Origin of the sequence: Bradyrhizobium sp. LMTR 3 (genome assembly GCF_001693485.1) — a bacterium.
Classification (GTDB): Bacteria; Pseudomonadota; Alphaproteobacteria; order Rhizobiales; family Xanthobacteraceae; genus Bradyrhizobium.
Genome location: NZ_MAXC01000051.1, coordinates 13,701 through 40,274 on the forward strand (window position 1 = coordinate 13,701; position 26,574 = coordinate 40,274).

The window sequence follows — 26,574 nt, forward strand, 5'->3', positions numbered from 1 at the left end:
GGCCTCATTTTGCATTCATTTTTTATCTTTTCAATGCTAATTTAGAATTCGATCTAGAGCGTCGACGCCGTAAATTTCGCAAACTACCGTTATGCAAATGAAATCCATGATTCCCGAAGCTGAGGCGCCGATCGCCCAATCCGCGTCCGACAACGGCACCGACCGGCAGGAAGCGTCACTGCACGGGGAAATTTTGTTGCGCCTTCGCGACCATGTCGTTGAGGGAAACATTCCAGAAGGCGCTCGGGTTCCGGAGCGGCAGCTTTGTGAAATGCTCGGCATTTCAAGAACGCCGCTGCGCGAGGCGCTGAAAGTTCTGGCCGCAGAGGGTCTGATCGAGCTCCTGCCCAACCGCGGCGCGCGGATACGCCAGCTCAGCCAGCGCGACCTGGAGGAGCTTTTCGACGTGATGGCCGGCCTGGAAAGCCTGGCCGGGCGCCTTGCCTGCGAGGCCATCACCGACGAGGAAATCGCGGAAATCGAGCGGCTGCACTACAAAATGTACGGCCATTACCTGCACCGCGACATGCACGGCTATTTTCAGATCAACCAGCGCATCCACGAGAGCATTGTCACCGCTGCTCGCAACGAGACCCTGCGCACGGCTTACGCCAACTTCGCCGGCCGGATTCGCCGTGTCCGCTACTCCGCCAACTTCGCCCGCAAGCGGCAGCGCTGGGCGGAGGCCATGCGCGAGCACGAAGCGATCCTGGATGCGTTGCGTCGCCGCGCCGGAAGCGAGCTGAGCGACATCCTGTTCCAGCATTTGCGTAACAAGCGGACCGCCGCTATCGAGCACTTGGCTGAAGCACGGGACGCCACCGCAGCCACGGCTGCGGAGGGCTAACCTTGCCGATTATGAATTCATAAGCTAGTTCATTCGATGAAAAAGTGCATAACCGTGTCGAAGGGGTAGCCCCCTCTTGGATCACTTTGGATTTGGGATGAAGAACGCCTCAACGATCGAGCGACGTTTGCGGTCAAACATGGCGGGCGATGTCCTGTTCGACGCCTTCAACCGCGGCCGCTACGCAACTGATGCCTCCTTCTACCAGATCCTGCCGCTCGGCGTGGTGGTGCCCCGGACCATGGACGAGGCGCTGCGGGCGCTTGCCATCGCGAGAGATGAGGGCCGGATCGTCACCCCGCGCGGCGGCGGGACGTCGCAGTGCGGCCAGACGGTCAACGACGGGATCGTCGTCGACTTCTCCAAACACCTGAACCGCATCCTGTCGCTCGATGTAGAAAACCGCACCTGCGTGGTCGAGCCCGGAATCGTGCTCGATGATCTCAACCGCCAGCTCAAAAAGCACGGGCTCTGGTTTCCGGTCGACGTCTCGACCGCCTCCCGCGCCACCATCGGCGGGATGGCCGGCAACAATTCCTGCGGCGGCCGTTCGCTGCGTTACGGCACCATGCGCGACAACACGCTGTCGATGGATGCGGCGCTGGCCGACGGCACGCTTTTGCATTTCGGCGAGGTGCCGCGGGATCTCGCGCGGGTGAATTCGCCCCAGAGCGGGCTTGCGCTGTTCCGCGACATGCTCGATCTCGGCGAGCGCGAGGCCGCCGAGATATCCGAGCGTTTTCCAAAGGTGCAGCGCCGCGTCGGCGGCTACAACCTTGATGCGCTAGTGCCGCGCAACGCGCCGAACAACATGGCGCACCTGTTGGTCGGCTCCGAAGGCACGCTGGCCTTCACGACGCAGGTCGAGCTCAAGCTGTGGCCTGTGATCCGCAACAAGGTGCTCGGCGTCTGCCATTTCGGCAGCTTCTACGAGGCGATGGATGCCGCCCAACATCTGGTGAAACTGCGGCCGATCGCCGTGGAACTGGTTGATCGCACCATGATCGCGCTCGGCCGCGAGATCGCGATGTTCCAGCCGATCATCGCCACGGCCGTGCGCGGCGATCCCGAAGCGGTGCTGGTCGTCGAGTTCGCCGAGGAAGATCAGGCCGAGAATTTGCATCGGCTGAAGCAACTCGGCGAACTGATGGCCGATCTCGGCTTCGGCTGGGACAGGCCGCAACGCAAATGGGGCGGCGTGGTCGAGATCACGGAGCCAGGCTTGCAGACCGGCATCGCCGATTTCCGCGCCGCCGGCCTCAACGTGATGATGTCGATGAAGCAGGAGGGCAAGCCGGTCTCCTTCGTCGAGGACTGCGCCGTGCCACTGCCGCACCTCGCCGACTACACCGAGCGGCTCAACACCATCTTCGCCAAGCACGGCACGCGCGGCACCATGTATGCGCATGCTTCCGAAGGCTGCCTGCATGTGCGGCCCGTCCTCAATTTGAAGCTTGAGAAGGACGTCAAGGCGATGCGCGCCATCGCCGAAGAGACATTCGAGATGGTGCGCGAGTACAAGGGCTCGCACTCCGGCGAGCATGGCGACGGACTGGTTCGCTCCGAATTTCACGAAGCGACGTTCGGCTCGCGTATTGTTGCCGATTTCAGGGAGGTCAAGCAGCGCTTCGACCCGGACAATTTGCTCAATCCCGGCAAGATCGTCGATCCGCCGAAGATGGACGACCGTTCGCTGTTCCGTTATCGGCCGGACTATCGCGTTGCCGAACTGAAGACCGCGCTCGACTGGTCGGCTTATCCCGGCGCCGGCGGCGGCTTTCAGGGCGCAGTCGAGATGTGCAACAACAACGGCGCCTGCCGGAAGCTCGAGGGCGGCGTGATGTGCCCGTCCTATCGCGCGACCCGCAACGAGAAGGACGTCACGCGAGGCCGCGCCAACACGCTGCGGCTGGCGATCTCGGGACAGTTGGGTCCTGATGCGCTGGCTTCGGATGAAATGATGGAGACGCTGAAACTCTGCGTGTCCTGCAAGGCCTGCCGTCATGAATGCCCGACCGGCATGGACATGGCCAAGATGAAGATCGAGGTGCTGGCCGCACGCGCGGCCAAACAGGGCCTTTCCCTGCGCGACCGGCTGGTCGGCTATCTGCCGCGTTATGCGGATCTCGCCGCCCGCTTTGCCCCGCTTGCCAACTGGCGCAACAACAGTCCATTGCTGCGTACGCTGTTCGAGAAATTTGCCGGCATCAGTGCGAAACGCGCCCTGCCCGCATTCCGCCGCGACGTATTCAAGCCGGAAGCCGAGGTCTTCGGTCCGGCAGATGGCCGCGAGATCGTGCTGTTCGCCGATACCTTTAACCGCATCTATGAGTGCGAAAATCTCGACGCTGCGCTGCGTGTCTTGGTTGAAGGCGGATATCGCGTGCATATTCCAAAACCCGCGGACAGTGACCGTCCGCTGTGTTGCGGGCGGACGTTCCTTTCGGCGGGTCTGGTCGATCAGGCGCGCAGCGAATTGAACCGGCTGGTCGCCACCTATGCGCCATTCGTTGCACGCGACGTGCCAATCGTCGGGCTGGAGCCGAGTTGCCTGCTGACGCTGCGCGACGAATTGCTCTCATTACGCACGGACGATGACGCCAGGAGCATCAGCGCGCACGCATTGCTGTTCGAGGAATTTCTGGTTCGCGAGGCGGAGGCCGGCCGCCTCAAGCTGCCGCTTGGCGCCATGCCGACGAAAGCGTTGGTGCATGGCCACTGCCACCAAAAATCATTTGGCGCGTTCAAGCCGGTCGAGAAGGTGCTGCGTCTCATTCCCGACCTCGGCGTCGAAACTATCGAGTCCAGTTGCTGCGGCATGGCTGGCGCCTTCGGCTACGGCGCCGACACCTATCAGGCCTCGATGGAGATGGCTGAGTTGTCGCTGCTGCCGGCAGTACGCCGCGCCGATACCGCCACGCTGATCGTTGCCGACGGCACGTCATGCCGCCATCAGATCAAGGATGGCACGAACCGTGCAGCGCTTCACGTCGCCCGCGTACTGGCGATGAGCCTCGACAGCGCGCAATCCAACCGTTAATCCTGCCTGATCGCAAAGGAATTCATTTATGGCTGAACTCACCCTCGACGTCGCCCGCAAGATTCTCGATGCCGCGCTTGCCAAAGGCGTCGAGAACAAGCTGAAGCCGCTGGTCATCACCATTCTGGACGCCCGCGGCTGCGTGAAGGTCACCGCGGCGCAGGACGGCACCAGCCTGATGCGCGCCGAGATCGCGCACGGCAAGGCCTATGGCGCACTCGCGATGGGCATGGGATCGCGGGCGTTGTTCCAGCGCGCGCAAGAACAGGCCTACTTTGTCAGCGCAGTGAACGCGCTGGCGCAAGGCCGCCTGGTGCCGGTGCCGGGTGGCGTGCTGATCCAGGGTAACGGCGGCCTGCTCGGCGCCGTCGGCGTCAGCGGCGACACCTCCGACAATGACGAAATCTGCGCTGTCGCCGGCATCGAGGCCGCCGGACTGAAGGCCAGCGTCGGCTGATTACCGGCCCGGCCAGGACGGCTTGCGCTTCTCGCTGAACGCCTTGAGGCCTTCCTTGGCGTCCTCCGTCATCGCCAACAGCACGATCTGGCTTTCGGTATAGGCGATGCTTTCGTCGAACGACATCGAGGCGATGGCGCGCATCGCATATTTGCCGCGGCGGATCGCCGTCGGCGACTTGTCGACGATGCGGCCGACCAGCCAGTCGACCTTGGCGTCGAGCTCGGTCGCCGGCACCACGTAGTTCAGGAGCCCGGCAGCCTGTGCCGCGTGCGCATCAAACGGCTCGCCGGTCAGCGACCACTCGCTGACCAGCCGCTTCGGCGCGATCGACTGCAGCAGGCTCAGCACCTGCATCGGGAACACGCCCACCTTCACCTCGGGCAAACCGAAGATGACGTGATCGGCGGCGACCGCCATGTCGGTCATGCACAACAGCCCCATACCGCCGGCCATGCAGACGCCCCCCACCCGCGCAATCGCGGGCTTGGTGGCGTTTTGCGACAGCCGCAGCAGATCGGCGTAGTCGACATTCGGTCGCGAATAGTCCATCGCGAAGGCGGCACCGCTGTTCTGCAAATCGGCGCCGGCGCAAAACGCCTTGTCGCCCGCCCCCGTCAGCACGATGACGCGCACGTCCTTGTCGTCATGTGCGTCGCGATAGCCGCGGGCGATGCCAGCGACCACATCGGCATTGATGGCGTTGCGCTTGTCCGGGCGGTTGATGGTGATCCAGAAGGCCTGCCCGCGCTTTTCGCAGATTACGCTTTTGTGGTCGGTCATTGTCCCGCTCGCCTTTCGTCAAATGCTGGCAGCGCATTTGCGGCAGGATGACGGTGGACTGCAAGAGCGATCTAACTCTTGCGCCCACTGGCTGACGTCGCCTTTTTCACCCAGACCTTGTTGTCATGAAACGCCGCGCCGCCGACCGGCGCGACGGCTTCGGCTCCGGTCAGCATGTTGATGCCGCGGCCACCGATATGGGCCTTGTTGGGATGAATGGATTCCGCGACCAGCACGCCACGGCGCAGGCCGTCGAATAGCCGCGCGGTCAACGTCGTTTCGCCGCGCGTGTTGCCGAGCGTGACGGCGTCGCCGTGGACAATCCCGAGTGACGCCGCATCCTCGGGATGGATCATCACGGTCGGACTTCCCTCGCGCGCGATCGACGACGGGGTTTCGTTGAAGCTGGTATTGAGGAAGCTGCGCGACGGGCTGGTGGCGAGGCGGAACGGATGCGCCTCATCCGCCTCCTCGATGACCGTCCAGTGGTCCGGCAGCGACGGCATCTGCTCCCACGGACCGAGGCCGGACTTACCGGACGGAGGATTCGCCCAATCGGCCTTGAAGTGGAACTTCTTGTCCGGGTGCGCAAAACCGTCGAGATAATGCGAGGTTCGAAAATCCGGCTGGATATCGCGCCACAGATCCGCTTCCAGCGTCTCGATGTCGCCGTGACCGCTCTTCTTCAGCGTCGCGTCGATCAGTTCGCGCGGCGTCATCTCAAATCCGGGATGCACGGCATTGAGGCGGCGGCCAAGGCCCTGCAGCACCTCATGGTTGGAACGGCACTCGCCGGGCGGATCGATCAGCTTCGCGCCCACCGAAATATGCTGGTGGCCGCCGCCGTAATAGAGGTCATCATGTTCCATGAACATGGTGGCTGGAAGCACGATGTCGGCCATGACCGTCGTCTCGGTCATGAACTGCTCATGCACCGCGACGAACAGGTCCTCGCGCGCAAAACCCCGGCGTACCAACGCCTGTTCGGGGGCGACCGTCACCGGATTGGTGTTCTGAATCAGCATTGCCTTGACGGAACCGCGGCCTTTCAAGGCGTCGGCATCGCCGGTCAGGATGCGTCCGATTTTTGATTGGTCGAGCCAGCGGGTCGTGGGATCGATCGCGTCGTGGCCCTCGATGATGGATTCGTTGAACTGCCAGATCGAAGCATTGTTGAAGAATGCGCCGCCGCCTTCGTACTGCCAGGCACCGGTTACCGCCGGAATGCACAGCGCCGCATGCATCTGCGTGGCACCGTTGCGGCTGCGCGTAAAGCCGTACCCGAGGCGGAAGAACGTACGCTTGGTCTGGCCGACCAGGCGCGCGAACGCCTCGATCTCCTCGACCGGTACGCCCGAGATCTTCGAAGCCCATTCCGGCGTGCGCGTCACCAGATGCGCCTCGAGTTCGTCGGGGCAGTCGGTATAACGATCCATATAGGCGCGATCCGCGTAACCTTCGCGGAACAGCACGTGCATAACGCCACAGGCAAACGCGCCGTCGGTCCCCGGCCGGAGCAATATCTTGATATCGGCCTGCTTCATGGTGTCGTTGTTGTAGACGTCGATCGCCGCGATTTTTGCGCCGCGCTCCTTGCGGGCACGTGAGGCATGCGTCATCACGTTGACTTGGGTGTTCACCGGATTGGTGCCCCAGATCACGACGAGATCGGAGACGCCCATCTCGCGCGGATCGACGCCGGCGATCTTGCCGGTGCCGATGGCGAAGCCGACGCGCGCGATGTTGGCGCATATGGTCGAATAGAAGCGCGAATATTTCTTTACATGCGCCAGGCGATTGATGCCGTCGCGCATAACGAGCCCCATGGTGCCGGCATAGTAATAAGGCCAGACCGCCTCAGCACCGAATTCACGCTCGGCCTGATCGAACCGCGCCGCGATTTCGTCCAGCGCCTCATCCCAGGAAATCCGCGCAAACTGACCGGAGCCCTTCGGTCCGGTGCGGCGCATCGGATGGAGCAGCCGGTCGGGATGATGAATGCGCTCGGCGTAGCGCGCCACCTTGGCGCAGACCACGCCCGCCGTATAGGTCTGCTGCTTGGAGCCGCGGACCCGGCCGATCGAGCGCCCGTCGATCACTTCGATATCGAGCGCGCAGGCCGAGGGGCAATCGTGCGGACAGGTGGAGTGGCGGATATCGACCTTGGTGTGCTGGTTCATGCGTTTCTAGGTAACATCAAACACCGCGGTCGCCGAGAGGGTTTGTTCGGCAGTACGTCTGCAAAAACGGCCTTTAGCCATGCATCAGGCGCCCAAATAGGCGCCGCCATTGGTATGGATCGCCTGTCCGTTGATGTAGCGCGCGCCGGGCCCGCACAGAAAACGCACGGTCGCGGCGACGTCTTCCGGCAAACCTCGATTGCCGCTGATGGTCTGATGGGTCAAGTGATGCGCCGGCTCCGGTCTATCCTTCGGCCGGGGCGTTCCGATCAGGCCGGGAACCACGCAGTTCACGGTGATGCTGTCGTCAGCGAGGTCGTGCGCCAGCGCGCGGGTCAAGCCGATGATGCCAGCCTTCGCCGTCACCACATGCGCGCGATTTTTTGCCCCCGTGTGCGCGCTGAGGCCGCCGATATTGACGATGGTCCCCGCGCCGGATTTTCCCAACGCCGGCAGACAGGCCTTCACGCAGTGAAAAGCGCCATCGAGGGCCACGTCGAGGATTTCGCGCCACGCCGCATAGTCCATCTCGGCGAATGGCTTTTCGCGGCGCAACGCGGCGTTGTTGATGAGGATATCGATACGGCCGAATTGCTGCACGGCGGCATCCACCATGACCTGCACTGCGTTAGCATCAGCGACGTTGCCGATATGAACAAGCGCCTTGCTGCCGGCGGCCTCGATCTCCTGGGCGACTGCCTCCGCTTCGGCGCGGTTGCTGCGCGCATTCACCACGACGAACGCGCCGCCTTCCGCCAGCGTCAGCGCGATCGCGCGGCCGATATTGCGGCCTGCGCCGGTGACAATGGCGACTTTGCCGGCGAGTTCTTTGGTCATGAGCCGCTACCCCGCAATGAGGAAAGATCGATGCGGCCGTTGTACAGCACCGCCATCAGCTTCAACGCCGCGTCGCTTTGCGCGGCGCTCCAGCCGCCATGAGCGGCGTTGAGCCTGAACTTGTCGATCACGTCCTGCCGCGTCAACGGCTCCTGCGCACCGCCGCGCAGATATGGCTGCCGCTCTTCCACCACGCTGCCGTCGCGGAGCGTAGCACGGATGTGGCCGGTGTAATTGTTCGGATAGGGATTGTCCGGGTCGATCACGAATTTCACCTTGGCGGCGAGCGCCAGCACGCGCTGATCGCGGATCGCGCTTTCGGTGAACGCTCCGAGACCGACGTGGCCATGCACGAAGCCTGTGGCCAGCAGATAAGGCACGGCGAATTTTGCGGCATAGCCATTGCGTGGACGCTGCTTGTCGGCCAATGGCTCCCACAGCCGGTGCACCGTGCCCTCCGCCACCTCGCAGACGATCTCGGCGACATCCTCCGATCTTACACCACGTGCAGCCAACCGGCGCGCGCAATCGATATAGGGCTGCGCCATCGTTCCGCATGGATAGGGCTTGAACGCCAGCGTGTCCGTCACCCAGCGCGTACCGAAATCGCCGGTCAGCGAGCCATAATCGCCATCGGTGGTGTGTGCGAAGGCATGAAACAAGCCGTGCACACCCTCGAATACCGTGCGCGGCCCGACGAACCCTCCCCGCGCCAATAGCGCCGCGCGGATGCCTGATTGCGCCGCCCATCCGGCATGCAGCCGTTTGGTCCAGGCGCCTTCGGCAAGATATTCGATGATGCCGCCGGCCATGCTGCCGGCAATGCCGATCGCATCGACAATCTGCCTGGCGTTAAGGCCAAGGGCGGCACCTGCACCCGCGGCCGCGCCCACCGCACCGAAGATCGCAGTCGGATGAAAGCCGGCCTTGTGAACCGCTTTCGGCGCCACGAGACTCAACCGGCACAGTACTTCGGCGCCCACCGCAATCCCGATCAGCGCCATGCGGCCATCCGGGTTGTGCCGCTCACAGGCGGCGAGCACCGCCGGGACAATCACGGCGCCGGCATGCACCGGACCACCCTCAAAAGTATCGTCGAAGTCCTCGCCATGCGCGGCAGTGCCGTTGACGAAGGCGGCGCCGGCCGCGCTCAGCGTGCGCTTGTGCCCGATCGCCGTGCAGGGGCCGTCATCATCGCAACCGGCCAGCGCGCTTCCGACGTAGTCCTCGTTGCGCGCGGTGACGCACAGGCCGACCACGTCGATCAGCAGGTCCTCGCATTTGCGGACGGTTTCAGCCGGTAACGCGCCGGGTCTGAGTGCGGCGATCCTTTCGGCAAGCGTTTCGGCGACCGAAATCCTTGGCAGTCCGGAGGCCATACCAGTCAAATGCGGAAGATCTTTGTGTAGCGCGCCTTGATGGCCTCGCTCTCTTTCTCGACTGCCGCGGCGTCGTCCTTCATGGTCTTGATGTCCTTGAGCGGCGTGCGTCCCACCTTCTCGACGGCTTGAGAATGCACCGAACGCAGGCCACCGACATCGATGATCAATTGCTGGGCCTCCCGGCTGAGACTGTACTGCTGAAACAGCCTTGCCGCGTTGGGATTGGGTGCATCCTTGAAGACGCCGTTCGGCCCAATAATCAGCGGCGATCCTTCCGTGGCATAGACCGGTTCGACTGGACGGCCCGCCTCCTTCATCTGGAAGATGTTGTATTCATTGCCGTCGGCCATCACCGCGCGCTCGCCGAGATCGAGTTTTTTCGGCGGATCGGCCGACGATTGCACCTGCATGATGTTCTGCCTGGCGAGCTTCTCGAAAAAGCTCCAGCCGAGATCGCGCTGCATCTGGTAGGTCGCGGTCATGATGGTTCCGCTATAGCCCGGGTGCGCCTTGACGATCTTGCCCTTCCATTTGGGATCGAGCAGATCGGCAAAACTCTTCGGCGCGTCCTCCGCTTTCACCAGATTTGTGTTGTAGGCAATGATGCTGAGCCAGACGCGGAAACTCGCAAACTGGCCGTCCGGATCCTTGTGCTCGGCCGGATAGAATTTTGCGACGTCTTCCGGCACGTAAGGCGCCAGAACGCCGTCACGCTTCCAGACGATGAAATGCGCGGCGTCGGATGAATTCACGATGTCGACGGCGTGGATGTTGCTGGAGTATTCCTGGCCGATACGCTGGAACAAGCGCTCCGCACCGGTGCGCTCGACACGCACCGCAATGCCCGGATATTTCGCCTCGAACGCCTTGGCTAGCTTCTCCGCGACCGGCAAGTCGGTCGAGGTGTAATAGATGACCTTGCCTTCCTTCTTCGCCGCTTCGATCAGCGCGGGTGTGACCGCTTCCGGCGGTGGCGCAGCCGCCATGACGCGGGTGGAAAATGCTGCGCCTGCGAGAACGGCGCCGGCCCCCTGGAGCACATTGCGTCGCGAGATCGAGTTCTTCATTGGGCGCTCCCAATTGTCTTTTCGAGCCTTCTCATTGGGCTCGCACCAACTCAGTCCGATACACCCGAGATTATCTTTTATTCCAGGGGCGCGCAGCCAGTCTTTCATCGACAGCCCATTCCGATTGCAGCTAAGCTTGGGGCAAGAAACAAAACAAGCGTCAGGGGATGGGAAATGACGGGTCCAAGGATTGCATTGGCTCTGGCTGCAACTCTGCTCACAACATCGCTGACTGGTGCGCAGGCGCAGGATTATCCCTCTCGTCCGGTGAAGGTGATCGTTCCTTTCGGCGCCGGAGGGCCCGCCGACGTCACCGCCCGGCAGATCGGCAGCATCCTGCAGGAAAGCTTTGGGCAAGCCTTCGTGATCGAGAACCGCACCGGCGCCGGCGGCGTGATCGGCACGCAGGACGTCGTCAAGTCGCCGCCGGACGGCTACACGCTGCTGATGATGTCGAACACCCAAACGGCGAATGAATCGCTGGTGCCGCAACGCAAATACGAACTGATGCGCGACCTCGCGCCGATCGCATCGGTCAACTATTCCGACCTCGTCCTCGTGGTTCACCCTTCCGTGCAGGCGAAGACGCTGCAGGAATTCATCGCGCTCGCCAAATCGCAGCCCGGCAAACTGAACTACGCTTCCTCCGGCCAGGGCACGCCGTATCATATGGCAGGCGAGCTGTTCAAAGCCATGGCCGGCATTGACCTCGTGCACGTGCCTTACCGTAACAGTGGCGAGGCGCGCAGCGGCGTGATCGGCGGCCAGGTTCAGATGATGATCGACGCAGTTCCGGCGATGGCTCCAAACGTCGCGGAAAACCAGGTTCGCGCGCTGGCGACGACTGGCAAGGCACGCTCGACCGTTCTGCCCAACGCGCCGACGGTGATCGAAGCCGGCATTCCCGGCTACGAGGCCACCATCTGGCTCGGCCTGATGGCGCCCGCAGGCACGCCAAAGCCGATCATCGACAAGCTTAATACGGCGGTAAACGCGGTCGTGAAACGGCCCGATATCGTCAAGCTCTGGACCCAGCAGGGTGCGGTTCCGATGTCGATGACGGCCGAGGAGTTCGACAAATTCCTGCGCGGCGATATTGTGAAATGGGCGGAAGTGGTCAAAAAATTCGATAAGCCGCCGCAATAAGAAGCTGCCGGAGAAGCTTCGATGCCGAGCGTTCGATTTCGCCTCAACGGCGCCGAGACCGAGGTTGACGCCGATCCTGACCGGTCACTGCTGGACATTCTGCGCGGGCATCTCGGTATGAGCGGACCGCATTTCGGCTGCGGTGCCGGCGAATGCGGCGCCTGCAACATCATCGTCGGTGATCGCGCGATATCGGCCTGCGATACGCCGCTCTGGTCGGTGGCGGACAAGGATGTCACGACGATCGAAGGGCTGGGAACGAGCGAGCGGCCACATCCGCTGCAGCGTGCCTTCATCGCCGAGCAGGCGCTGCAATGCGGCTACTGCGTTTCCGGCATCCTGATGAGCGCGGCGGCGCTGCTGAGGCGAAATCCATCACCGACCAGCCGGGAGGTGAAGGAAGCGCTCGACCGCAATCTCTGCCGCTGCGGCTCGCATAATCGCATGGTACGGGCGGTGCTGCGCGCGGCGGAAGAAATGGCGGCAGGATGAACCAGCCAGCGCCCCCTCCCTCCGCGCCCGGCTTGCCGGTAAGCCTTGCGGCGAACCCGAAATTATCGTCGTGGCTGAAGTTCTCGAGCAGCGGACAGGTGACGGTCTCGCCAGGCAAGGTGGAGATCGGACAAGGCATCGTGACGGCGCTGGCGCAGATCGCCGCCGACGAACTCGATATCGATCTATCTCGCGTGCAGATGATCCGGACGTCGACCGCCGTCAGCCCCAACGAGGGCGTCACATCGGGGAGCCTTTCCATCCAGCAGTCGGGCCGTGCGCTGCGTCATGCCTGCGCCGAGGTTCGCCAAATCTTTCTTCAGCAGGCAGCCGAACGGTTGGGCGTCGGCATCGACACCCTCCATATCGAGGACGGCATCATTTCGGGCCCAGGCAATGTCAGGACCAGCTATTGGGAACTTGCCGACGAGGTCTCGCTCGATCGCAACGCCACACCCGGCGTAACGCCCAAGATCGCAACGAGCCGGACGCTGGCCGGGCATTCGGCCCAAAGGATCGATATTCCGGACAAGGTTCTTGGCCGGCCGCGATTCATCCACGACCACGCGCTGGCCGGAATCCTGCACGGACGCGTGCTGCGTCCGGAGCATGCGCGAGCGAAACTCAGGGAGTTGAACGAGGATGGCGCCCGTGCGGTGGCCGGTCTCGTTGCCATAGTGCGCGACGGCAGCTTTGCAGGCGTCGTCAGCGAGACCGAGCATGGTGCGGAGGCGGCCCTCAATGCGTTGCGCAAGGGCGCGACCTGGTCCGATGGCGAGCTACTGCCGGACGAAAACGATCTCGCAAACTTCCTCAAGGCGCAACCGTCCGAATCCACCGTAATCGGCAAGAAAACTGCCGCAGCCCTCTGCGCGGTGGCCCGGACCATCCGGCGGCAATATACCCGCCCCTATATTGCTCACGCGTCGATCGCACCCTCCTGCGCTATGGCGCGGTGGGACGGCGATCGCGTTCATGTCTGGACGCACAGCCAGGGCGTCTATCTCCTGCGCGCTGATCTGGCGCTGGTTCTCAAGCTTCCGGTCGAGAACATCACCGTTGAGCATCTGGAAGGCGCCGGCTGCTACGGCCATAACGCCGCCGACGACGTCGCGCTCGATGCCGTACTGCTCGCCAAATCCGCCGGCGGCCGCCCGGTTCGGGTCCAATGGTCTCGCCAGGGCGAGATGTCGGATGCGCCGTTTGGCGCAGCGATGGCGATCGAGATCGAGGCCGATCTCGACGCGCGGGGTGCGATCATCGACTGGCGACATTCCATCTGGAGCAACGGGCACGCGGCGCGGCCGGGGCGCGCGGCACAGCCCGCCTTGCTGGCAGCGTTCGAACTGGAGAACCCGTTTCCACGCATGGTCTCGACCAATCCGCCGCAGGCCAACGGCGGCGGTGGCGATCGCAACTCGGTCCCGCTCTATGATTTTCCATCCTGGCACATCGAAAGCCACCGCCTGATAACCATGCCGATACGCACCTCCGCGCTCCGGACGCTCGGTGGGCAGGGCAATGTGTTTGCGATTGAATCCATCCTCGATGAAATCGCAGCCGAGACCGGCGAGGACCCGGTCGCATTCCGGCTCCGCCACTTGCGGGATGAGCGGGCCAAGGACGTCATCCGCGCCGCGGCCGTGCGCGCGGGGTGGAAGCCCGAGAAGCAGCCCGGCATTGGGCACGGCATAGGTTTTGGCCGTTACAAAAACACCGGCGCCTATTGCGCTGCGATTGCCGAGATCGAGGGCGCCGAGGAGATCAACGTCAGGAAGCTGACGCTGGCGGTCGATGTCGGCGAAGCGATCAATCCGGATGGCGTCATCAACCAGATCGAAGGCGGTGCCCTTCAAGCTACGAGCTGGGTGTTGAAAGAGCGCGTGCGCTTCGACCGAGAACGCATCACCAGCACGAGCTGGACGGAATATCCGATCCTGCGCTTCAGCGAAGTGCCCGATGTCGAGGTGGAGGTCATTCAGCGGCCTGACATGGATCCGGTCGGTGCCGGCGAGGCCGCCCACGGCCCGGTTACGGCGGCCATTGTCAACGCCGTGTTCGACGCACTCGGCGTGCGGGTGCGCGATTTGCCCATCACGCGTGACAAGATCATCGCCGCGATGGACTTAAGCTGATGAGCAGCCTGAACCTCTTGAGCGGCGGCGCGGCACAGGGCCTGGTCGGAAGCCTGGCGCCAACCTTCAAGGCCAACACTGGATTCGATATCGCGGGCGAGTTCGGCGCGGTCGGCGTGATGGCCGACAAATTGCGCAAGGGCACCCCGGCTGACATCGTCATCCTGACCGCGGCACTCCTCGCGAAACTTGAGCAGGAGAGGCTGGTTGTTTCCGCTTCGATAGCCGATGTCGGCCTGGTCGAAACCGCCCTCGCCGTTCGCGCCGGCGATTCCCCGACTGTCGCCAAGGATGCCGCCAGCTTGCGCGAGGTTTTCCTCGCCTCCGATGCGATCTTCGTACCGGATACCAAAGCCTCCACGGCCGGAATTCATGTTGCAAATGTCCTTCGGCAGCTCGGCATCGCCGATCAGCTCGCCGCCCGACTCAGGATTTTCCCGAATGGCGCCACGGCGATGCGCGAACTGGCGGCGTCCAAGGCACGGCGCCCGATCGGATGCACGCAATCGACCGAGATCATCAGCGCCGAAGGCGTGACCTTATCCGGTTCGCTGCCGGCAGGTTGCGAACTTGCAACGATGTACACGGCAGGCATCACCACTGCCGCCGCCCATCCGCAACAGTCCCAGCACCTGATCGACTTGTTGATCAGCGACGGACAACGTGAACTGCGGAAGCGCACGGGCTTCATCAGCGGGCCCAATTAGGCCGCCGCTGCTCTGACCACCAGATGAGCCTCTGCGGATCAATGCCCAACACGAAATAGGTGCGCGGCACGATTTTTGGTTTGTCAAAGCCAATTCATATACTAATATATCAATCGAGAAAGCAGCCATGCCCGCCCGCGCATCGAAAAAGACTGATCCAAAGGTTCGCCGAATTGCTCCTGCCACGCGCCGCAGCGGCAGACCGCGCGCGGCGACGGCAGCATCCAGGATCTATTCCGATCTTCGAGGCGAACTGGTGTCGCTGCAGCGGCGGCCCGGCGAAGCGGTCTCGGAGGCGCAGATCGCGCTCTCCTACGGGGTGAGCCGCACGCCCGTTCGCGAGGCGATCCTCAAATTATCGGATGAAGGCCTGCTCGAGGTCTATCCCCAGTCTGGCATCTTCGTTTCGCGCATTCCGGTGGCAGCACTCCCCGAGGCCATCATCATCCGCAAGGCGCTGGAGGAGACGACCGCCCGGCTCGCGGCGGAACGTGCGACGTCGAGCCAGAAACTGGCGCTACGGTCGATCCTGGAGCGACAGCGCGAGGCCAGCGCAGCCGGAGACAGCGAGGCGTTTCATCAGGCCGATGAAACATTTCATGCTACAGTTGCCGATGTCGCCGGCTATCCCGGAATCTGGAAGTATATCCAGCAGGTAAAGGTTCACGTCGATCGCTATCGTCGGCTAACCCTGCCCCAGCGCGGGAGGATCGCAAAGGTCATCGTCGAACACCAGGCCATCCTGACCGCGATCGAGGCACATGACGCGGAGGGCGCAAGGCGGGCAATGGAAATCCACCTCGAAAGCCTTCTCGAGAACATCTCGGCTACTCAACATATCAATCCGGAGTACTTCGACGAGCGACCTTAGAGTTCGAGAAGCCCATAAACGATAAACAAGCATCAGGAGGAACAACATGAAACGACGCGACTTCATCAAGTTGAGCGCAGGGCTCGGGGCTGCCATGGCTACCGCGGCGCCGCTTTCATCGGCATTTGCGCAAACCAAAATGGTGCTGAAAGCATCGGACGTTCATCCGCTGGGCTATCCGACGGTCGAAGCCGTGGTCCGGATGGGCAAGAAGCTGGAAGCCGCCACCAATGGCCGGCTGACAATCCAGATGTTCCCGTCGATGCAGCTCGGTGGCGAAAAGGAAATGATCGAGCAGGCCCAACTCGGCGCGCTGCAGTTCGCCCGTATTTCGGTCGGCGCGGTCGGCCCTGTCGTGGACGACGTCAACGTCTTTAACATGCCGTTCGTCTTCCGTAACTCCAAGCACATGGAGAAAGTGATCGACGGCGAGATCGGCGACGAATTGCTGGCGAAGATTTCCGCGAACGAAAAAACCGGCCTGATCGCGCTGTGCTGGATGAATGCCGGCTCGCGCAACGTCTATAACAACAGGCGGCCGATCCGGAACATGGCCGACCTCAAGGGCCTCAAGGTCCGCATGATGGGCAATCCGCTGTTCGTCGACACCATGAATGCGCTGGGCGGCAACGGCGTCGCGCTGGGCTTCGATCAGGTTTTCAGCTCGATGCAGACAGGCGTGGTAGACGGCGCGGAGAACAATCCGCCATCGTTCATAGCGCAGAACCATTATCAGGTGGCCAAGTATTTCACGATGACCGAACACCTGATCATTCCGGAGCTTCTGGTGTTCTCGCGCATATCCTGGCAGAAGCTTTCGCCCGAAGATCAGGCGCTGATCAAGAAATTTGCGAAGGAAGCGCAGCAAGAGCAGCGTGTGCTCTGGTATGAAGCGGAGAATGCCGCCATCGAAAAAATGAAAGCGGCCGGCACCGAGATCATCACCGATATCGACAAGAAACCGTTCCAGGATGCGGTCAAGCCGGTCTGGGACAAGTACGGCGCGAAGTACGCCGCGATGGTCAAGCGTATCGAAGCGGTCCAATAGGTCCGGCTCGCGAGCGGCGGGTGGCCGGGCGACGTCCGTTCCGGCCACTCCTCCGAGCTACAGAGGCGATTTGAAGCGCCGCTACTCTCCGAGGTCAAAATGTCCAATTCTGCGGCCGGATTTTTCCGACGTGTGAACGATGCGGTTTACTGGACCGGCGCCGTGATCGCGTGCGTGGCGCTCGTGCTGGTCTCGGCTGTCATCCCATGGGCCATCTACACCCGATATATCCTCAACAGCGCCTCGTCATGGCCCGAGCCGATGGCCGTGCTGCTCACCGTCGGCATCACCTTCATCGGCTCGGCGAACTGCTACCGCCAGCGCATCCACATGAACATGACGGTTGGTACCGATCTGCTGCCGCCGCTGCTGCGACGCGCCTCACTGTTCCTCAGCGAAATATTGATGGGCGTGATTGCAATCTTCATGGTCATTTGGGGACTGCGGCTGGTCCGGACCACCTGGGATAATTCGGTGGATGAGTTTCCATGGCTCTCGGTCGGGATCACCTATCTTCCGATCGTGGTCAGCGGCGCCATGATGCTCCTGTTCGTCATTGAACGCCTGACAATTGGCCCGCCGCCGCGCGACGGCGCTGACGCCCACGTACCAGTCGAGTAATTGCCATGGATATTGCGGTTCTGCTTCTCAGCATGTGCTTGTTCTTCGCGATCGGCATGCCGATCGCCTACGCGCTGGCACTGTCTTCGCTCGTCGGTGCGCTCTGGATCGATTTGCCGGTCGGCGCGGTCATGCAGCAATTTGCCAGCGGCGTCGGAAAGGTCTCGATGCTGACCATCCCCTTCTTCGTGCTGGCGGGCGCCATCATGGCCGAGGGCGGCATGGCCAGGCGGCTGGTCGACTTTGCAGCCGTGCTCGTCGGATTCACGCGAATTCGAGGCGGCCTCTCGCAGGTCAATATCCTTGCGACCACGATCATGAGCGGCATCTCCGGATCGTCGGTCGCCGACACCTCCGCCATCGGCTCGGTGATGATTCCCCAGATGGCCGACAAAGGCTATCCGCGAGTCTTCGCAACCAACGTGACCATCAGCGCCTCGCTGCAAGCCATTATCGTCCCGCCGAGCCACAATTCGGTGATTTATTCGCTGGCGACCGGCGGCGTGGTGTCGATCACCAGCCTGTTCCTGGCCGGCGTGCTCCCTGGCCTACTGCTCGGCTTCTCGCTGATGGTGCTCTGTCTGTTCTACGCTTATCGCGACAAACACCCGAAGGGTGAGCCCGTAGCGATCCGCCAAGCCGCCAAGGTGCTCGGCGACGCCATGTGGGGCATCGTAACGTTGGCCATCGTGCTGGGCGGCATCCTCACCGGCGTCTTCACTCCGATCGAGGCAGGCGCGGTTGCCTGCGTCTGGGCGTTCTTCGTCACCATGTTCATCTATCGCGACTACAAATGGTCGGAGCTACCGCTATTGGTCTACAAGACGCTGCAAACCGTGGCCATGGTGCTGACCCTGGTGGCAACCGCCTCGTGCTTCGGCTATGTCGCCGCGCTGATGCAGATGCCGGCCAAGATGACCGAGTTCTTCGTCGCCATATCGAGCAACAAATACGTGCTGCTGATGTGGTTGAACATCATGCTGCTGGTTCTGGGAACGGCGCTCGATCTCGCGCCCCTGCTGCTGATCTGCACTCCGATCCTGCTGCCGGTGGTGAAGAGCTTCGGCATCGATCCCGTGCATTTCGGCATCGTCATGCTGCTCAATCTCGGCATCGGCCTCCTGACACCGCCGGTAGGGACGACTCTGTTCGTCGGGTGCGCCATCGGCAAGGTTTCGGTCGACGAGGTGATGCGCGGCATCTGGCCGTTCTACTACGTGATGTTTACGGTGCTGATGATCGTGACCTATGTGCCCTGGCTGTCGCTGGCGCTGCCGAGGGCGTTCGGGTTCTAGAACAGACGCAGTTCGCGTCACGGAGACTCCGCGTGAAGATCGTCGACCTCAGCCGAGAGCTCTATCACCGCACGCCCAGCTATCCCGGCCATCCTCCCGTCATGCATGGCGTCTGGAAAACCCACGAAGAATCCTTCGCCGAATCGGGCAATGTGCACGGGCTGGCGTCGATGTTCATCTCCATGGTGGACCACGCCGGCACCCACATCGACGCGCCCCGACATTTCGGCAAGAGCGGCATATCAATCGATGAATATCCGCTGGAAAAATGTATCGTGCCGGGTATCTGCGTCGACCTGCGCCACATTGCACCGCGCGCCGAAATTACGCCTGCCGATCTCGAGGCGGCGGTGGCGAAGGCCGGCGTGCCGGTGCCGAGGGAGGGCACCGTCCTGCTCTGCACCGGTCACCACGAACGGACATTCCCTCGCAAGGAATATTCGACTGACAATTCCGGAGTGAACGTGGCCGCCACCGAATGGCTGGCGCAGCAGGGCGTCGTGCATTTCGGCATCGATTCGATGCGGCCGGGGCCGGAGGGCAAGGTTAATGCCCTCGTGCACAAGGCCTGCCTCGACCTCGACATCACCCACATCGAGAGCCTGTGCAATCTCGAAGCGCTGTTGGGGCGCGGCCAGTTCACGTTTATCGGCCTGCCGATGAAGTGGCGCGGCGGGACAGCGTCGCCGATCCGCGCGGTTGCGGTGTTCGACCTGTGAAGGAAAATGAGAGGCCTATTCGCCTTCGCTTCCGGATCCGGCATCGGCCAGATCACGAAGCATCTCGGCTTTCAACACAACGATGGCGCCATGCTCGAGGCGTACCCAGTCGCGGGTCGCCCAGGCGCGCAACTGCTTGTTGATGCTCTCCCGGGTCATGCCAACCATCTCGCTGATCTCCTGCTGGGTGATCGCGATGGTTCGCCCCTGCTGTGCAGGTTTGTGTTTTTCGGACAGGCGCAGCAACGCGCTCGCCAGTCGCGCGGGCAAATTCTGCAGGATAATCTGCTCGACCTGATCGCTGGTCCACCGCAACCGCCCGCAGAGCAATTCGATGAACTTCATCGCCAGCCCCGGCTGCTCCTTCACGAAGGGGATGAACTCCCGCCTATCGATGACGAATAGCTCGCAATTGGAGTTTGCGATGGCGTCGGCCGAGCGAGCCCCGCCGTCGAGCAGCGCGATTTCGCCGAAGATTTCTCCAGGCTCGATGATATTCAGGATCGCGCTGCGGCCGTCGGGTGAGGAAATACTCATCTTCACCGTACCCGAAATCACCGCGTACAGGCTGTTGCCGGGGTCCCCCTTGGAGAACAGCGTGGCTCCCCGCTTCAACGTGGAATGTTTGGCATAGCGGCAGAGCTGCTCGAACGCCGTGGGCTCGAGGTCGGCAAAAAACGGGTGCTTGCGCAGCACCGACAATTTGCCGTTCGAAAATTCGTGAGCTTCACCCGTCCTTCGTTGAGGCACGACAGTCAAACTCCAGGGAACACGGGATTGCAGCCCTTCCGTAATCAACGTGGGCCGGCTTTTCAACCGGAAAGCGTCAAAACGCGTCGATTTGGCGGACGGAAGGCGAAAACGGTGCCCAGCGTTACCGCTCCAATAGCCGTGGAACTTGCTACAAGATAGTACAGGCAATCGAGCCGAGGCGCGTGCTGCTGCAGCATCCATCCGCCGGCCAATACGATGGCAACCCTCAACAGACTGACAAGCAGCGGAGCCGTCGCCCGTCCCCATCCCTGATAGGCGGAAAACAGGATCACAAATGTGGCCATGAACCCGTACACCAAACCCGTCGCGTAGAAATAGCTGGATGCCGCCGAGACTACTTTTTCGACAGGTGTAAACAGACCTGCGATCGATCTTCCCGACAATGCCACTCCGAGTCCGATCGTCGCAAAAATAGCCGCCGCCAGCAGACAAGAAACGAGCGTCACACGACGCGCGCGTGCCTCCAGGCCGGCGCCAATGCACGTTCCGACCATTGTCGTCGTGCCTACGCCCAGGGCGAGTATCATGGAAGAAATAAGAAGCTCGACGCGAGCAGCCAAGCCATAACCGGCTAGCGCCTCAGTGCCGAAGTAGGCGACATAGGCCGTTATCGCGATCAGCGCGACATTGGAAACCAGTATCTGCAGCGACGAGAGCAACGCTACTTTCAGAATGCGCGAGAAGAGCTGCCACCGTGGCCGGAAGGCGGAAAAAGTGAGATGGATAGGACTCTTGGCGGACTGCAAATGAACGAACAGCCCGACGACGCCCAGGGTGTAGTAGATCAGCATTGCGGCTGCGGCGCCGGCTATCCCAAATCCAGGGACCGGCGCCCATCCAAAAATCAGTATTCCAAATAGTGGCAGCGCGGCACCGGCTCTAAAAATGGCAATTCGTGCCGGCGTCTTCATGTCGCCGGTACCGCGCACGATTGCGGTGATGCCTCCCAGAAGCCAGAGACTGATCGAACCGCCGAATACGATGTTGGAATAAGAAAGAGCTTGATTGAGAGAATCGCCTCTTGCTCCCAGCAAGCCGTATATTTCGGGTCCGAAAAAGATCAGTGCCGCAGCCGAGATCGCGCCAAAAATCAAGGAAAGCAGGACTGCATGCGCGGCAAGCGCTTGCGCTTCCAAAACATTCCCCGCGCCCAGTGACCGAGCTACTGCGGATGATATCGCACCACCCATTCCGACGGTGGTTATTGCAACAAACAACGTGACAATCGGGAAGACCGCGCTAATCCCTGCGAGCACATCGGTGCCGAGCCGACTAAGGAGGAATATTTCGATGACAGCTATCGCCGACTGCACCAGGATTTGTACAAGACTGGGCGTCGCAAAATTGAGTAGTACGAGCGGGATAGATCCTTCGAGCGTGCGCTTGACGTTCGCATTCTGTAGTCCCGACTGAGGCTTCGCGGCTGCAATCGTCGGATTCGTCATGAACTTTCCCCACGGGTCAACACCCAGACAGCATGCAACCGGAGGCTACCAGTTCGGTCTAACCTGCCCAAGGCCGCAGACGCTCTGTTGCACAACCTGACATTTTATCGTTAGACTGAACTGTGGATCGTTGCGGCGGTTGAAGTGATCGCCAGCCTTTCGATCGTTTTCCGCTGGCGTAAAAGTCCCCGTGTCAGACGGCGTCGGACTTGGGCACGCGTTTCAAACCGAACGCTTCAAACTTGAGAGGAAATTCAAGATGGGTGGAATTTATAGCGACGAATTCGAAAAGAACATGAATGTGCTGACGAGTCCTGCCAACATCAAGGCGACTGCCAGGAAGTTCGTCGAATTTGAGAAGGCGAATGGGCCGTACAGCTTCGGAATGTTCGCCAAGACGTTGCTGCCGCGCCCGGCCGATTGGGCTGACGAGTATGGCTCGACAAAGGGTTACAACAACTGGGAAAAGCACGCTGGCGCAATTCCCAAAGAGGTTACCGAACGCATTACGTCGGTCGCGTTTTCAAATTACCGGTCCGACAATCCCCTTCCAATGCTGATGAAGATCGGCGCAAACGTTGATGCGACATACGACGTACAGATAAAGAATTTTGTTCACGAGGGCATCGAATACATCGGCATCCTCATGCTTTGTCCGAATCCGGCGCTTAAGTCCTCGTCAAAAGTGGAACAACGCGAAAAGGCGCTGGCTTAAATAGAACTATCCCACTTACGCGTAGGCAAAGATAATTCCAGCACGACCCTCAGAGGTTGTGCTGGCCTTTCTCATGAGGACCTTGGCTTTCGTGTCTCCGGCAGCGCGCTCAAAGTTGCGCCAGGTCCCTGTACGATGGGCGCCGAGTACTATGTCGGCCGCAACGGCCACCGTTACGCCTGCTATTGATTGCGGAAATAGGCTGCCGACCCTGGCGCTGTGGCGCATCGGTCGGCAACTATTCCTTGGCGATTCCGGTTTCCCTGATCACGCGCTCATACTTCGCGAGCTGATCGTGCGTCATGGCGCGCAGCTCTTCCGCTGAACTGCCTCGCACGGCAAAACCCAACTCTTCAAGCTTGCGGCGCACGTCAGGATCGCCAACCGCCTTCAGCACCTCGGCGTTCAGGCGGGCAACAATATGCTTCGGGGTACGGGCGGGACCAAGAATTGCGAACCATGAGTTGAAGAAGAAGCCGGGCAGACCGGATTCCGAGACGGTCGGCACATCGGGGAATTGCGACAACCTCCTCTCGGTGGTTACCCCGATCAGCTTGAGTCGGCCGCCGCGCACGAGCGTTGCGACCGTGCCCAGGCCCTGGAAGCCGACGGGGATCTGGCCAGCGGCGATGTCGGTTGCAGCCTGGGTGGCCCCCTTGTAAGGCACATGCGTGAGCGATATGCCGGCGGCCGACGCGAACATCGCCATCGCCAGATGCTGCGGACTGCCCGGCCCGCCCGAACCATAGTCGATCTTGCCGGGCGTCGCCTTCGCGGCCGCAATCAGATCTGCTGCGTTCTTGAAGCTGGCCTGATTGTTGGTTACCAACCCCCACTCCACCGTCGCGACCAGCGACACCGGCTCGAAGTCCTTCAGGATGTCCCAGCGCATCCTGGACTGCAGGTTCGGCACCATCGTCATGATGCTGTCGTTGAACCCGCCAATCGTGTAGCCATCCGGTTCAGCGCGGGCGACAGCCTCCGCCCCGATCAGGCCTGAAGCGCCCGGCTGATTCAGGATCACGATTTGCTGGCCCATATTGTCGGCCATCTTCTGGGTGACGATCCGCGCCGCGACGTCGACCGCACTTGCCGCGGCCAGCGGCACGATCATCTTGATGGGCCGGTCCGGATAGCTCCCCTGCGCCATCGCATGATGGCTTAGGAGCAAGGCGAGCGCTGGAATCACCAGATGAAGCGGCCGCATCACTTCCCCCAATATGAGCGGCACAAATCTTAGGATTGCGGCCGCCATTTGGGAAAGATTGCGCCCGATCTTCGGCTTATGCAATCGATCCGGCCAAGGAATGCCGCACGGCTACAGCAGCTTCCCATCCGGCCCAAAAAACGGGTGTGGGCCGTCGAACGTGCCTATCGGGACTTGATGGGTAACGACCGTGCCGAACCCCTCACCCGGAAACCAGCTATGGAGATGGAAGGCCGGCGGCTCCACCTTGAACGAAGGTTCGCGCAGTTCGGCCAGATCGAGATCGACGGCATGGTTGGGAGCGGGACAGATCGTGGTCGGCACGCCCGCAAACATGGTCAGTGCCGCGCGGTGCACATGTCCAGTTGCGATCAATTGCACGCGGGGATGACGACGCACGATGGGCGCGAGTTCGCTTGCATTGAGGAGATTCTGACGGTCCATGTGCCAAATGCCGGCCTTGAACGGCGGATGGTGCATAAACAGCAGCGCCGGCCGGTCGAGCGACGAAGCCAGCACCTCGTCAAGCCATTGCAAGGTGGGCCCATCGAGTTCGCCATGCGGCTTCCGATCTACGCTTGAATCCAGCAACAGCAGATCGAGCCCGGCAACCTCGATCTTCTGATTGAGCGGCCCTGATACGAAGGCATAGGACGCGGAAGGAAGCGCGGCACGCATCAATTCGCGCGAGTCGTGATTGCCGGGAATGCCGGCGAACGGAAGCTCGAGCGGCGCCAGCAGCCGATTGAGATATTGATACTCCTCGGCCGTCGGCGTGTCCGCCAGATCGCCGGAGACAACTACAAAATCGGGCGCAGGCCTGAATTCGTTCAGGGCGGCAATGCAACGTTCGAGCGCCTTTGCAGTATCCACCTTGCCATAGGCAAGTGTTCCCGGCGGCTTGATGTGCAGATCAGAAATCTGGGCAATATGAACCGGCATTGGCGACATCGACCTTCTCAGCTTTCGGGCGGCAACAGACGGACGGCGTCCGGCGAAATCGATAATCCGATCCGTTCGCCGGATTTGGCCCGGACCGTGTTCGGCGCATCGACGGTGAGCGACCTGTTGGACACGCCGCTGACCACCAGCCGTTGCCTGTCACCAATGAAGCTGACGCTGTCGATTATACCTGAAAGCGGCGCGCTTTCGGCCGCCATCACGCGTATGGTCTCGGGGCGAATCATCGCCACTGCGGCCGGCATATTTGCATCGCCGTCAATCGGCTGACATCCGCCCGGCAATACCAAGTGACCATTCTCGATGGCCGCCTCGACGATATTCGCCGCGCCGATGAATTCGGCGACAAAGCGACTGTTCGGCGTGAAGTAGATCTCGCGCGGCGTGCCGATCTGGGCAATCTTCCCCTTCTGCATGACCACGACACGGTCGCCAAGCTCCATGGCCTCGGACTGATCGTGCGTCACGTAAATCGTGGTAATGCCGAGCGCGCGCAGCAGGCGGTTCAGCTCGCCGCGCAGCCGGTCACGCAGGGCGGCATCGAGCGCCGTCAGCGGTTCGTCGAGCAGCAGGATGCCCGGCCGGATCGCTACCGCGCGCGCCAGCGCCACCCGCTGCCGCTGGCCGCCTGAAAGCTGGTCGATCCGGCGATTCTCCAGCCCGGAGATATTGGTCAGCGCCACCAGTTCGGCCACGCGCGCCGCCCGCTCCTTCTTCGGTACGCCGCGGATCTTCAATCCATAACCGATATTATCGGATACGGTCATATTGGGGAAAAGCGCATAGGACTGAAATACCATGCCGACGTTGCGTCGCTCGATCGGCACCGCCGTCATGTCTTTGCCGTCGAACAGTACCCTGCCGCCAGCATCGGGCAGTTCGAGGCCGGCGATAATGCGCAGCATGGTGGTCTTGCCGCAACCGGAGGGGCCGAGCAGCACCAGCGTTTCACCACGAGCGATCTCGAGCGTTGCAGGCTCAAGCGCGCGCGTTCCGTCGGCAAAGGTCTTGCCGCAGGCCTCGATGCGCACCGAGGCGCCGTGTCCGGCCTGCGCACTCATTTCTTCTGTTCCTTCTCGGCAAACAATTGCATGGCGACCAGCAGCGGAATGATCATCACGAAGAAGATCAGCGTATAGGCCGAGGCCACTTCCAGCCGCATCGAGGCATAGCTGTCGGCGAGCCCGATCGGCAATGTCTTGGTCAATGGCGTGTGCAGCATCCAGGTCAGGTTGAATTCTCCGAGCGACAGCGTTACCACCATCAGGCTGCCCGCCAATATACCGGGCAGAGCATTGGGGACGATCACGTCGCGGAAGCGCCGCCACGGCGATGCGCCGAGCGATGCCGCGCCCTCATCCAGCGTTTTGATGTCGACGGTCGCGAACACAGCCATCACGGATCGCACCATGAAGGGCATCGTGAAGATGACATGGCCTGCGAGAATGAACAGCCAGGAGCGGCGAAAGTCGCCGAAACCTCCATAGGTCAAGAGCAGTGCCAGTGCGATAGCCAGGCCAGGGATCGCCAACGGCAGCGTGATGATCTCCTCGACGATCCGCGACAGGCGCCCTCCCCGCACATGCAAGGCATAGGCGCCTGGAACGCCGGCGACGAGCGTCACTGCAAGAGTTGCAAATGCAACCACGAATGAAAGCAGGATGGTGCCCGCATAGAGCTCCCATACCTGCACAACCCATTGCAAGGTTACGCCGGATTGGATGCCGCGGAAGTAGTTCACGGTGACGCCGGCGGAGATCGACAGAATCGCGGGCACCACCAGAAATCCGGCTACCAGGAGGGTGAAGATGAACTGGCCGATGAAGATCAGGCGATCCCGCATGGT

The 26,574-nt window shown here is 61.7% G+C and carries 24 protein-coding genes; 13 read left to right on the top strand and 11 right to left on the bottom strand.

What is annotated here, in order from left to right; genetic code table 11:
- The first annotated feature begins 97 nt into the window (after positions 1-97).
- The 3 genes from LMTR3_RS30435 (at position 98) to LMTR3_RS30445 (ending at position 4,344) form a co-directional block, all read left to right on the top strand.
- Positions 98-847, top strand: a complete 750-nt coding sequence (locus LMTR3_RS30435) for a GntR family transcriptional regulator (protein ID WP_065748668.1) — start codon at positions 98-100, stop codon at positions 845-847.
- Positions 848-944: 97 nt separating this feature from the next.
- Positions 945-3,887, top strand: a complete 2,943-nt coding sequence (locus LMTR3_RS30440) for an FAD-binding and (Fe-S)-binding domain-containing protein (RefSeq protein ID WP_065748669.1) — start codon at positions 945-947, stop codon at positions 3,885-3,887.
- 28 nt (positions 3,888-3,915) lie between these two features.
- Positions 3,916-4,344: a GlcG/HbpS family heme-binding protein gene (locus tag LMTR3_RS30445; protein WP_065748670.1), complete on the top strand. Its 429-nt coding sequence runs from the start codon at positions 3,916-3,918 to the stop codon at positions 4,342-4,344.
- Here LMTR3_RS30445 and LMTR3_RS30450 read toward each other — a convergent pair whose 3' ends face one another.
- The 5 genes from LMTR3_RS30450 to LMTR3_RS30470 form a co-directional block, all read right to left on the bottom strand.
- Positions 4,345-5,127 (bottom strand): enoyl-CoA hydratase/isomerase family protein, encoded by a 783-nt coding sequence (locus LMTR3_RS30450; protein ID WP_065748671.1) that lies wholly within the window; start codon positions 5,125-5,127, stop codon positions 4,345-4,347.
- A gap of 71 nt (positions 5,128-5,198) precedes the next feature.
- The gene (locus LMTR3_RS30455; RefSeq protein ID WP_065748672.1) at positions 5,199-7,307 is read right to left on the bottom strand and encodes a molybdopterin oxidoreductase family protein; all 2,109 of its coding nucleotides are present in this window, start codon (positions 7,305-7,307) and stop codon (positions 5,199-5,201) included.
- Between the two features lie 84 nt (positions 7,308-7,391).
- Positions 7,392-8,144, bottom strand: coding sequence for a 3-oxoacyl-ACP reductase family protein (locus tag LMTR3_RS30460; RefSeq protein WP_065748673.1), 753 nt, complete (start codon positions 8,142-8,144; stop codon positions 7,392-7,394).
- Complete coding sequence (locus LMTR3_RS30465) at positions 8,141-9,523, bottom strand: MmgE/PrpD family protein (RefSeq protein WP_065748674.1); 1,383 nt, start codon at positions 9,521-9,523, stop codon at positions 8,141-8,143. The genes LMTR3_RS30460 and LMTR3_RS30465 overlap by 4 nt, the downstream gene beginning before the upstream one ends.
- Before the next feature lie 5 nt (positions 9,524-9,528).
- Positions 9,529-10,593 carry an ABC transporter substrate-binding protein gene (locus LMTR3_RS30470; protein ID WP_065748675.1) on the bottom strand — a complete coding sequence of 355 codons (1,065 nt, stop codon included), beginning with the start codon at positions 10,591-10,593 and terminating at the stop codon, positions 9,529-9,531.
- A gap of 174 nt (positions 10,594-10,767) precedes the next feature.
- Between LMTR3_RS30470 and LMTR3_RS30475 the strand changes: the two genes are divergently transcribed.
- The 9 genes from LMTR3_RS30475 to LMTR3_RS30515 all read left to right on the top strand — a co-directional run bounded on the left by LMTR3_RS30475 (position 10,768) and on the right by LMTR3_RS30515 (position 19,627).
- A complete protein-coding gene (locus LMTR3_RS30475; protein WP_065748676.1) occupies positions 10,768-11,739 on the top strand; it encodes a tripartite tricarboxylate transporter substrate binding protein in 972 nt (323 codons plus the stop codon).
- A 21-nt stretch (positions 11,740-11,760) separates the two neighbouring features.
- Positions 11,761-12,231 carry a (2Fe-2S)-binding protein gene (locus tag LMTR3_RS30480; protein WP_065748677.1) on the top strand — a complete coding sequence of 157 codons (471 nt, stop codon included), beginning with the start codon at positions 11,761-11,763 and terminating at the stop codon, positions 12,229-12,231.
- Positions 12,228-14,366, top strand: a complete 2,139-nt coding sequence (locus LMTR3_RS30485) for a xanthine dehydrogenase family protein molybdopterin-binding subunit (protein ID WP_065748678.1) — start codon at positions 12,228-12,230, stop codon at positions 14,364-14,366. Before LMTR3_RS30480 ends, LMTR3_RS30485 begins: the two co-directional genes overlap by 4 nt.
- A complete protein-coding gene (locus LMTR3_RS30490; RefSeq protein WP_065748679.1) occupies positions 14,366-15,073 on the top strand; it encodes a molybdate ABC transporter substrate-binding protein in 708 nt (235 codons plus the stop codon). Before LMTR3_RS30485 ends, LMTR3_RS30490 begins: the two co-directional genes overlap by 1 nt.
- Before the next feature lie 127 nt (positions 15,074-15,200).
- Positions 15,201-15,944: a GntR family transcriptional regulator gene (locus LMTR3_RS30495; RefSeq protein WP_065748680.1), complete on the top strand. Its 744-nt coding sequence runs from the start codon at positions 15,201-15,203 to the stop codon at positions 15,942-15,944.
- 46 nt (positions 15,945-15,990) lie between these two features.
- Positions 15,991-16,992, top strand: a complete 1,002-nt coding sequence (gene dctP, locus LMTR3_RS30500; RefSeq protein ID WP_065748681.1) for a TRAP transporter substrate-binding protein DctP — start codon at positions 15,991-15,993, stop codon at positions 16,990-16,992.
- A 99-nt stretch (positions 16,993-17,091) separates the two neighbouring features.
- The gene (locus LMTR3_RS30505) at positions 17,092-17,613 is read left to right on the top strand and encodes a TRAP transporter small permease (protein ID WP_065748682.1); all 522 of its coding nucleotides are present in this window, start codon (positions 17,092-17,094) and stop codon (positions 17,611-17,613) included.
- Between the two features lie 5 nt (positions 17,614-17,618).
- A complete protein-coding gene (locus LMTR3_RS30510; protein ID WP_065748683.1) occupies positions 17,619-18,908 on the top strand; it encodes a TRAP transporter large permease in 1,290 nt (429 codons plus the stop codon).
- Positions 18,909-18,940: 32 nt separating this feature from the next.
- A complete protein-coding gene (locus LMTR3_RS30515; RefSeq protein WP_065748684.1) occupies positions 18,941-19,627 on the top strand; it encodes a cyclase family protein in 687 nt (228 codons plus the stop codon).
- Positions 19,628-19,642: 15 nt separating this feature from the next.
- On the opposite strand, the gene LMTR3_RS30520 is transcribed toward LMTR3_RS30515, so the two are convergent.
- Both LMTR3_RS30520 and LMTR3_RS30525 read right to left on the bottom strand, forming a co-directional pair.
- On the bottom strand, positions 19,643-20,377 hold the full coding sequence (locus LMTR3_RS30520) for a Crp/Fnr family transcriptional regulator (protein ID WP_065748970.1): 735 nt from the start codon (positions 20,375-20,377) through the stop codon (positions 19,643-19,645).
- A 62-nt stretch (positions 20,378-20,439) separates the two neighbouring features.
- The gene (locus LMTR3_RS30525; RefSeq protein ID WP_065748685.1) at positions 20,440-21,846 is read right to left on the bottom strand and encodes an MATE family efflux transporter; all 1,407 of its coding nucleotides are present in this window, start codon (positions 21,844-21,846) and stop codon (positions 20,440-20,442) included.
- 190 nt (positions 21,847-22,036) lie between these two features.
- On the opposite strand from LMTR3_RS30525, the gene LMTR3_RS30530 reads away from it, so the two are divergent.
- Complete coding sequence (locus tag LMTR3_RS30530) at positions 22,037-22,561, top strand: hypothetical protein (protein WP_141686886.1); 525 nt, start codon at positions 22,037-22,039, stop codon at positions 22,559-22,561.
- A gap of 238 nt (positions 22,562-22,799) precedes the next feature.
- Here LMTR3_RS30530 and LMTR3_RS30540 read toward each other — a convergent pair whose 3' ends face one another.
- From LMTR3_RS30540 to LMTR3_RS30555, 4 genes are all read right to left on the bottom strand, one after another.
- Positions 22,800-23,768, bottom strand: a complete 969-nt coding sequence (locus LMTR3_RS30540; protein WP_065748688.1) for a Bug family tripartite tricarboxylate transporter substrate binding protein — start codon at positions 23,766-23,768, stop codon at positions 22,800-22,802.
- 111 nt (positions 23,769-23,879) lie between these two features.
- Positions 23,880-24,719: a phosphodiesterase gene (locus LMTR3_RS30545; RefSeq protein ID WP_065748689.1), complete on the bottom strand. Its 840-nt coding sequence runs from the start codon at positions 24,717-24,719 to the stop codon at positions 23,880-23,882.
- An 8-nt stretch (positions 24,720-24,727) separates the two neighbouring features.
- Entirely contained in the window at positions 24,728-25,789 is a 1,062-nt protein-coding gene (locus LMTR3_RS30550; protein ID WP_065748690.1) for an ABC transporter ATP-binding protein, read from the bottom strand.
- Complete coding sequence (locus tag LMTR3_RS30555; RefSeq protein WP_065748971.1) at positions 25,786-26,571, bottom strand: ABC transporter permease; 786 nt, start codon at positions 26,569-26,571, stop codon at positions 25,786-25,788. Before LMTR3_RS30555 ends, LMTR3_RS30550 begins: the two co-directional genes overlap by 4 nt.
- Positions 26,572-26,574: the final 3 nt, after the last annotated feature.

Excerpts from the sequence above, each read along its gene's own strand:
- LMTR3_RS30465 (WP_065748674.1), bottom strand. The coding sequence starts at position 9,523 with ATGGCCTCCGGACTGCCAAGGATTTCGGTCGCCGAAACGCTTGCCGAA.
- LMTR3_RS30525 (WP_065748685.1), bottom strand. The coding sequence starts at position 21,846 with ATGACGAATCCGACGATTGCAGCCGCGAAGCCTCAGTCGGGACTACAG.
- LMTR3_RS30545 (WP_065748689.1), bottom strand. The coding sequence starts at position 24,719 with ATGTCGCCAATGCCGGTTCATATTGCCCAGATTTCTGATCTGCACATC.
- LMTR3_RS30440 (WP_065748669.1), top strand. The coding sequence starts at position 945 with ATGAAGAACGCCTCAACGATCGAGCGACGTTTGCGGTCAAACATGGCG.
- LMTR3_RS30435 (WP_065748668.1), top strand. The coding sequence starts at position 98 with ATGAAATCCATGATTCCCGAAGCTGAGGCGCCGATCGCCCAATCCGCG.
- LMTR3_RS30495 (WP_065748680.1), top strand. The coding sequence starts at position 15,201 with ATGCCCGCCCGCGCATCGAAAAAGACTGATCCAAAGGTTCGCCGAATT.
- LMTR3_RS30455 (WP_065748672.1), bottom strand. The coding sequence starts at position 7,307 with ATGAACCAGCACACCAAGGTCGATATCCGCCACTCCACCTGTCCGCAC.
- LMTR3_RS30505 (WP_065748682.1), top strand. The coding sequence starts at position 17,092 with ATGTCCAATTCTGCGGCCGGATTTTTCCGACGTGTGAACGATGCGGTT.
- LMTR3_RS30485 (WP_065748678.1), top strand. The coding sequence starts at position 12,228 with ATGAACCAGCCAGCGCCCCCTCCCTCCGCGCCCGGCTTGCCGGTAAGC.
- LMTR3_RS30460 (WP_065748673.1), bottom strand. The coding sequence starts at position 8,144 with ATGACCAAAGAACTCGCCGGCAAAGTCGCCATTGTCACCGGCGCAGGC.
- LMTR3_RS30555 (WP_065748971.1), bottom strand. The coding sequence starts at position 26,571 with ATGCGGGATCGCCTGATCTTCATCGGCCAGTTCATCTTCACCCTCCTG.
- LMTR3_RS30550 (WP_065748690.1), bottom strand. The coding sequence starts at position 25,789 with ATGAGTGCGCAGGCCGGACACGGCGCCTCGGTGCGCATCGAGGCCTGC.
- dctP (WP_065748681.1), top strand. The coding sequence starts at position 15,991 with ATGAAACGACGCGACTTCATCAAGTTGAGCGCAGGGCTCGGGGCTGCC.
- LMTR3_RS30480 (WP_065748677.1), top strand. The coding sequence starts at position 11,761 with ATGCCGAGCGTTCGATTTCGCCTCAACGGCGCCGAGACCGAGGTTGAC.
- LMTR3_RS30490 (WP_065748679.1), top strand. The coding sequence starts at position 14,366 with ATGAGCAGCCTGAACCTCTTGAGCGGCGGCGCGGCACAGGGCCTGGTC.
- LMTR3_RS30510 (WP_065748683.1), top strand. The coding sequence starts at position 17,619 with ATGGATATTGCGGTTCTGCTTCTCAGCATGTGCTTGTTCTTCGCGATC.
- LMTR3_RS30475 (WP_065748676.1), top strand. The coding sequence starts at position 10,768 with ATGACGGGTCCAAGGATTGCATTGGCTCTGGCTGCAACTCTGCTCACA.
- LMTR3_RS30470 (WP_065748675.1), bottom strand. The coding sequence starts at position 10,593 with ATGAAGAACTCGATCTCGCGACGCAATGTGCTCCAGGGGGCCGGCGCC.
- LMTR3_RS30540 (WP_065748688.1), bottom strand. The coding sequence starts at position 23,768 with ATGCGGCCGCTTCATCTGGTGATTCCAGCGCTCGCCTTGCTCCTAAGC.
- LMTR3_RS30445 (WP_065748670.1), top strand. The coding sequence starts at position 3,916 with ATGGCTGAACTCACCCTCGACGTCGCCCGCAAGATTCTCGATGCCGCG.
- LMTR3_RS30450 (WP_065748671.1), bottom strand. The coding sequence starts at position 5,127 with ATGACCGACCACAAAAGCGTAATCTGCGAAAAGCGCGGGCAGGCCTTC.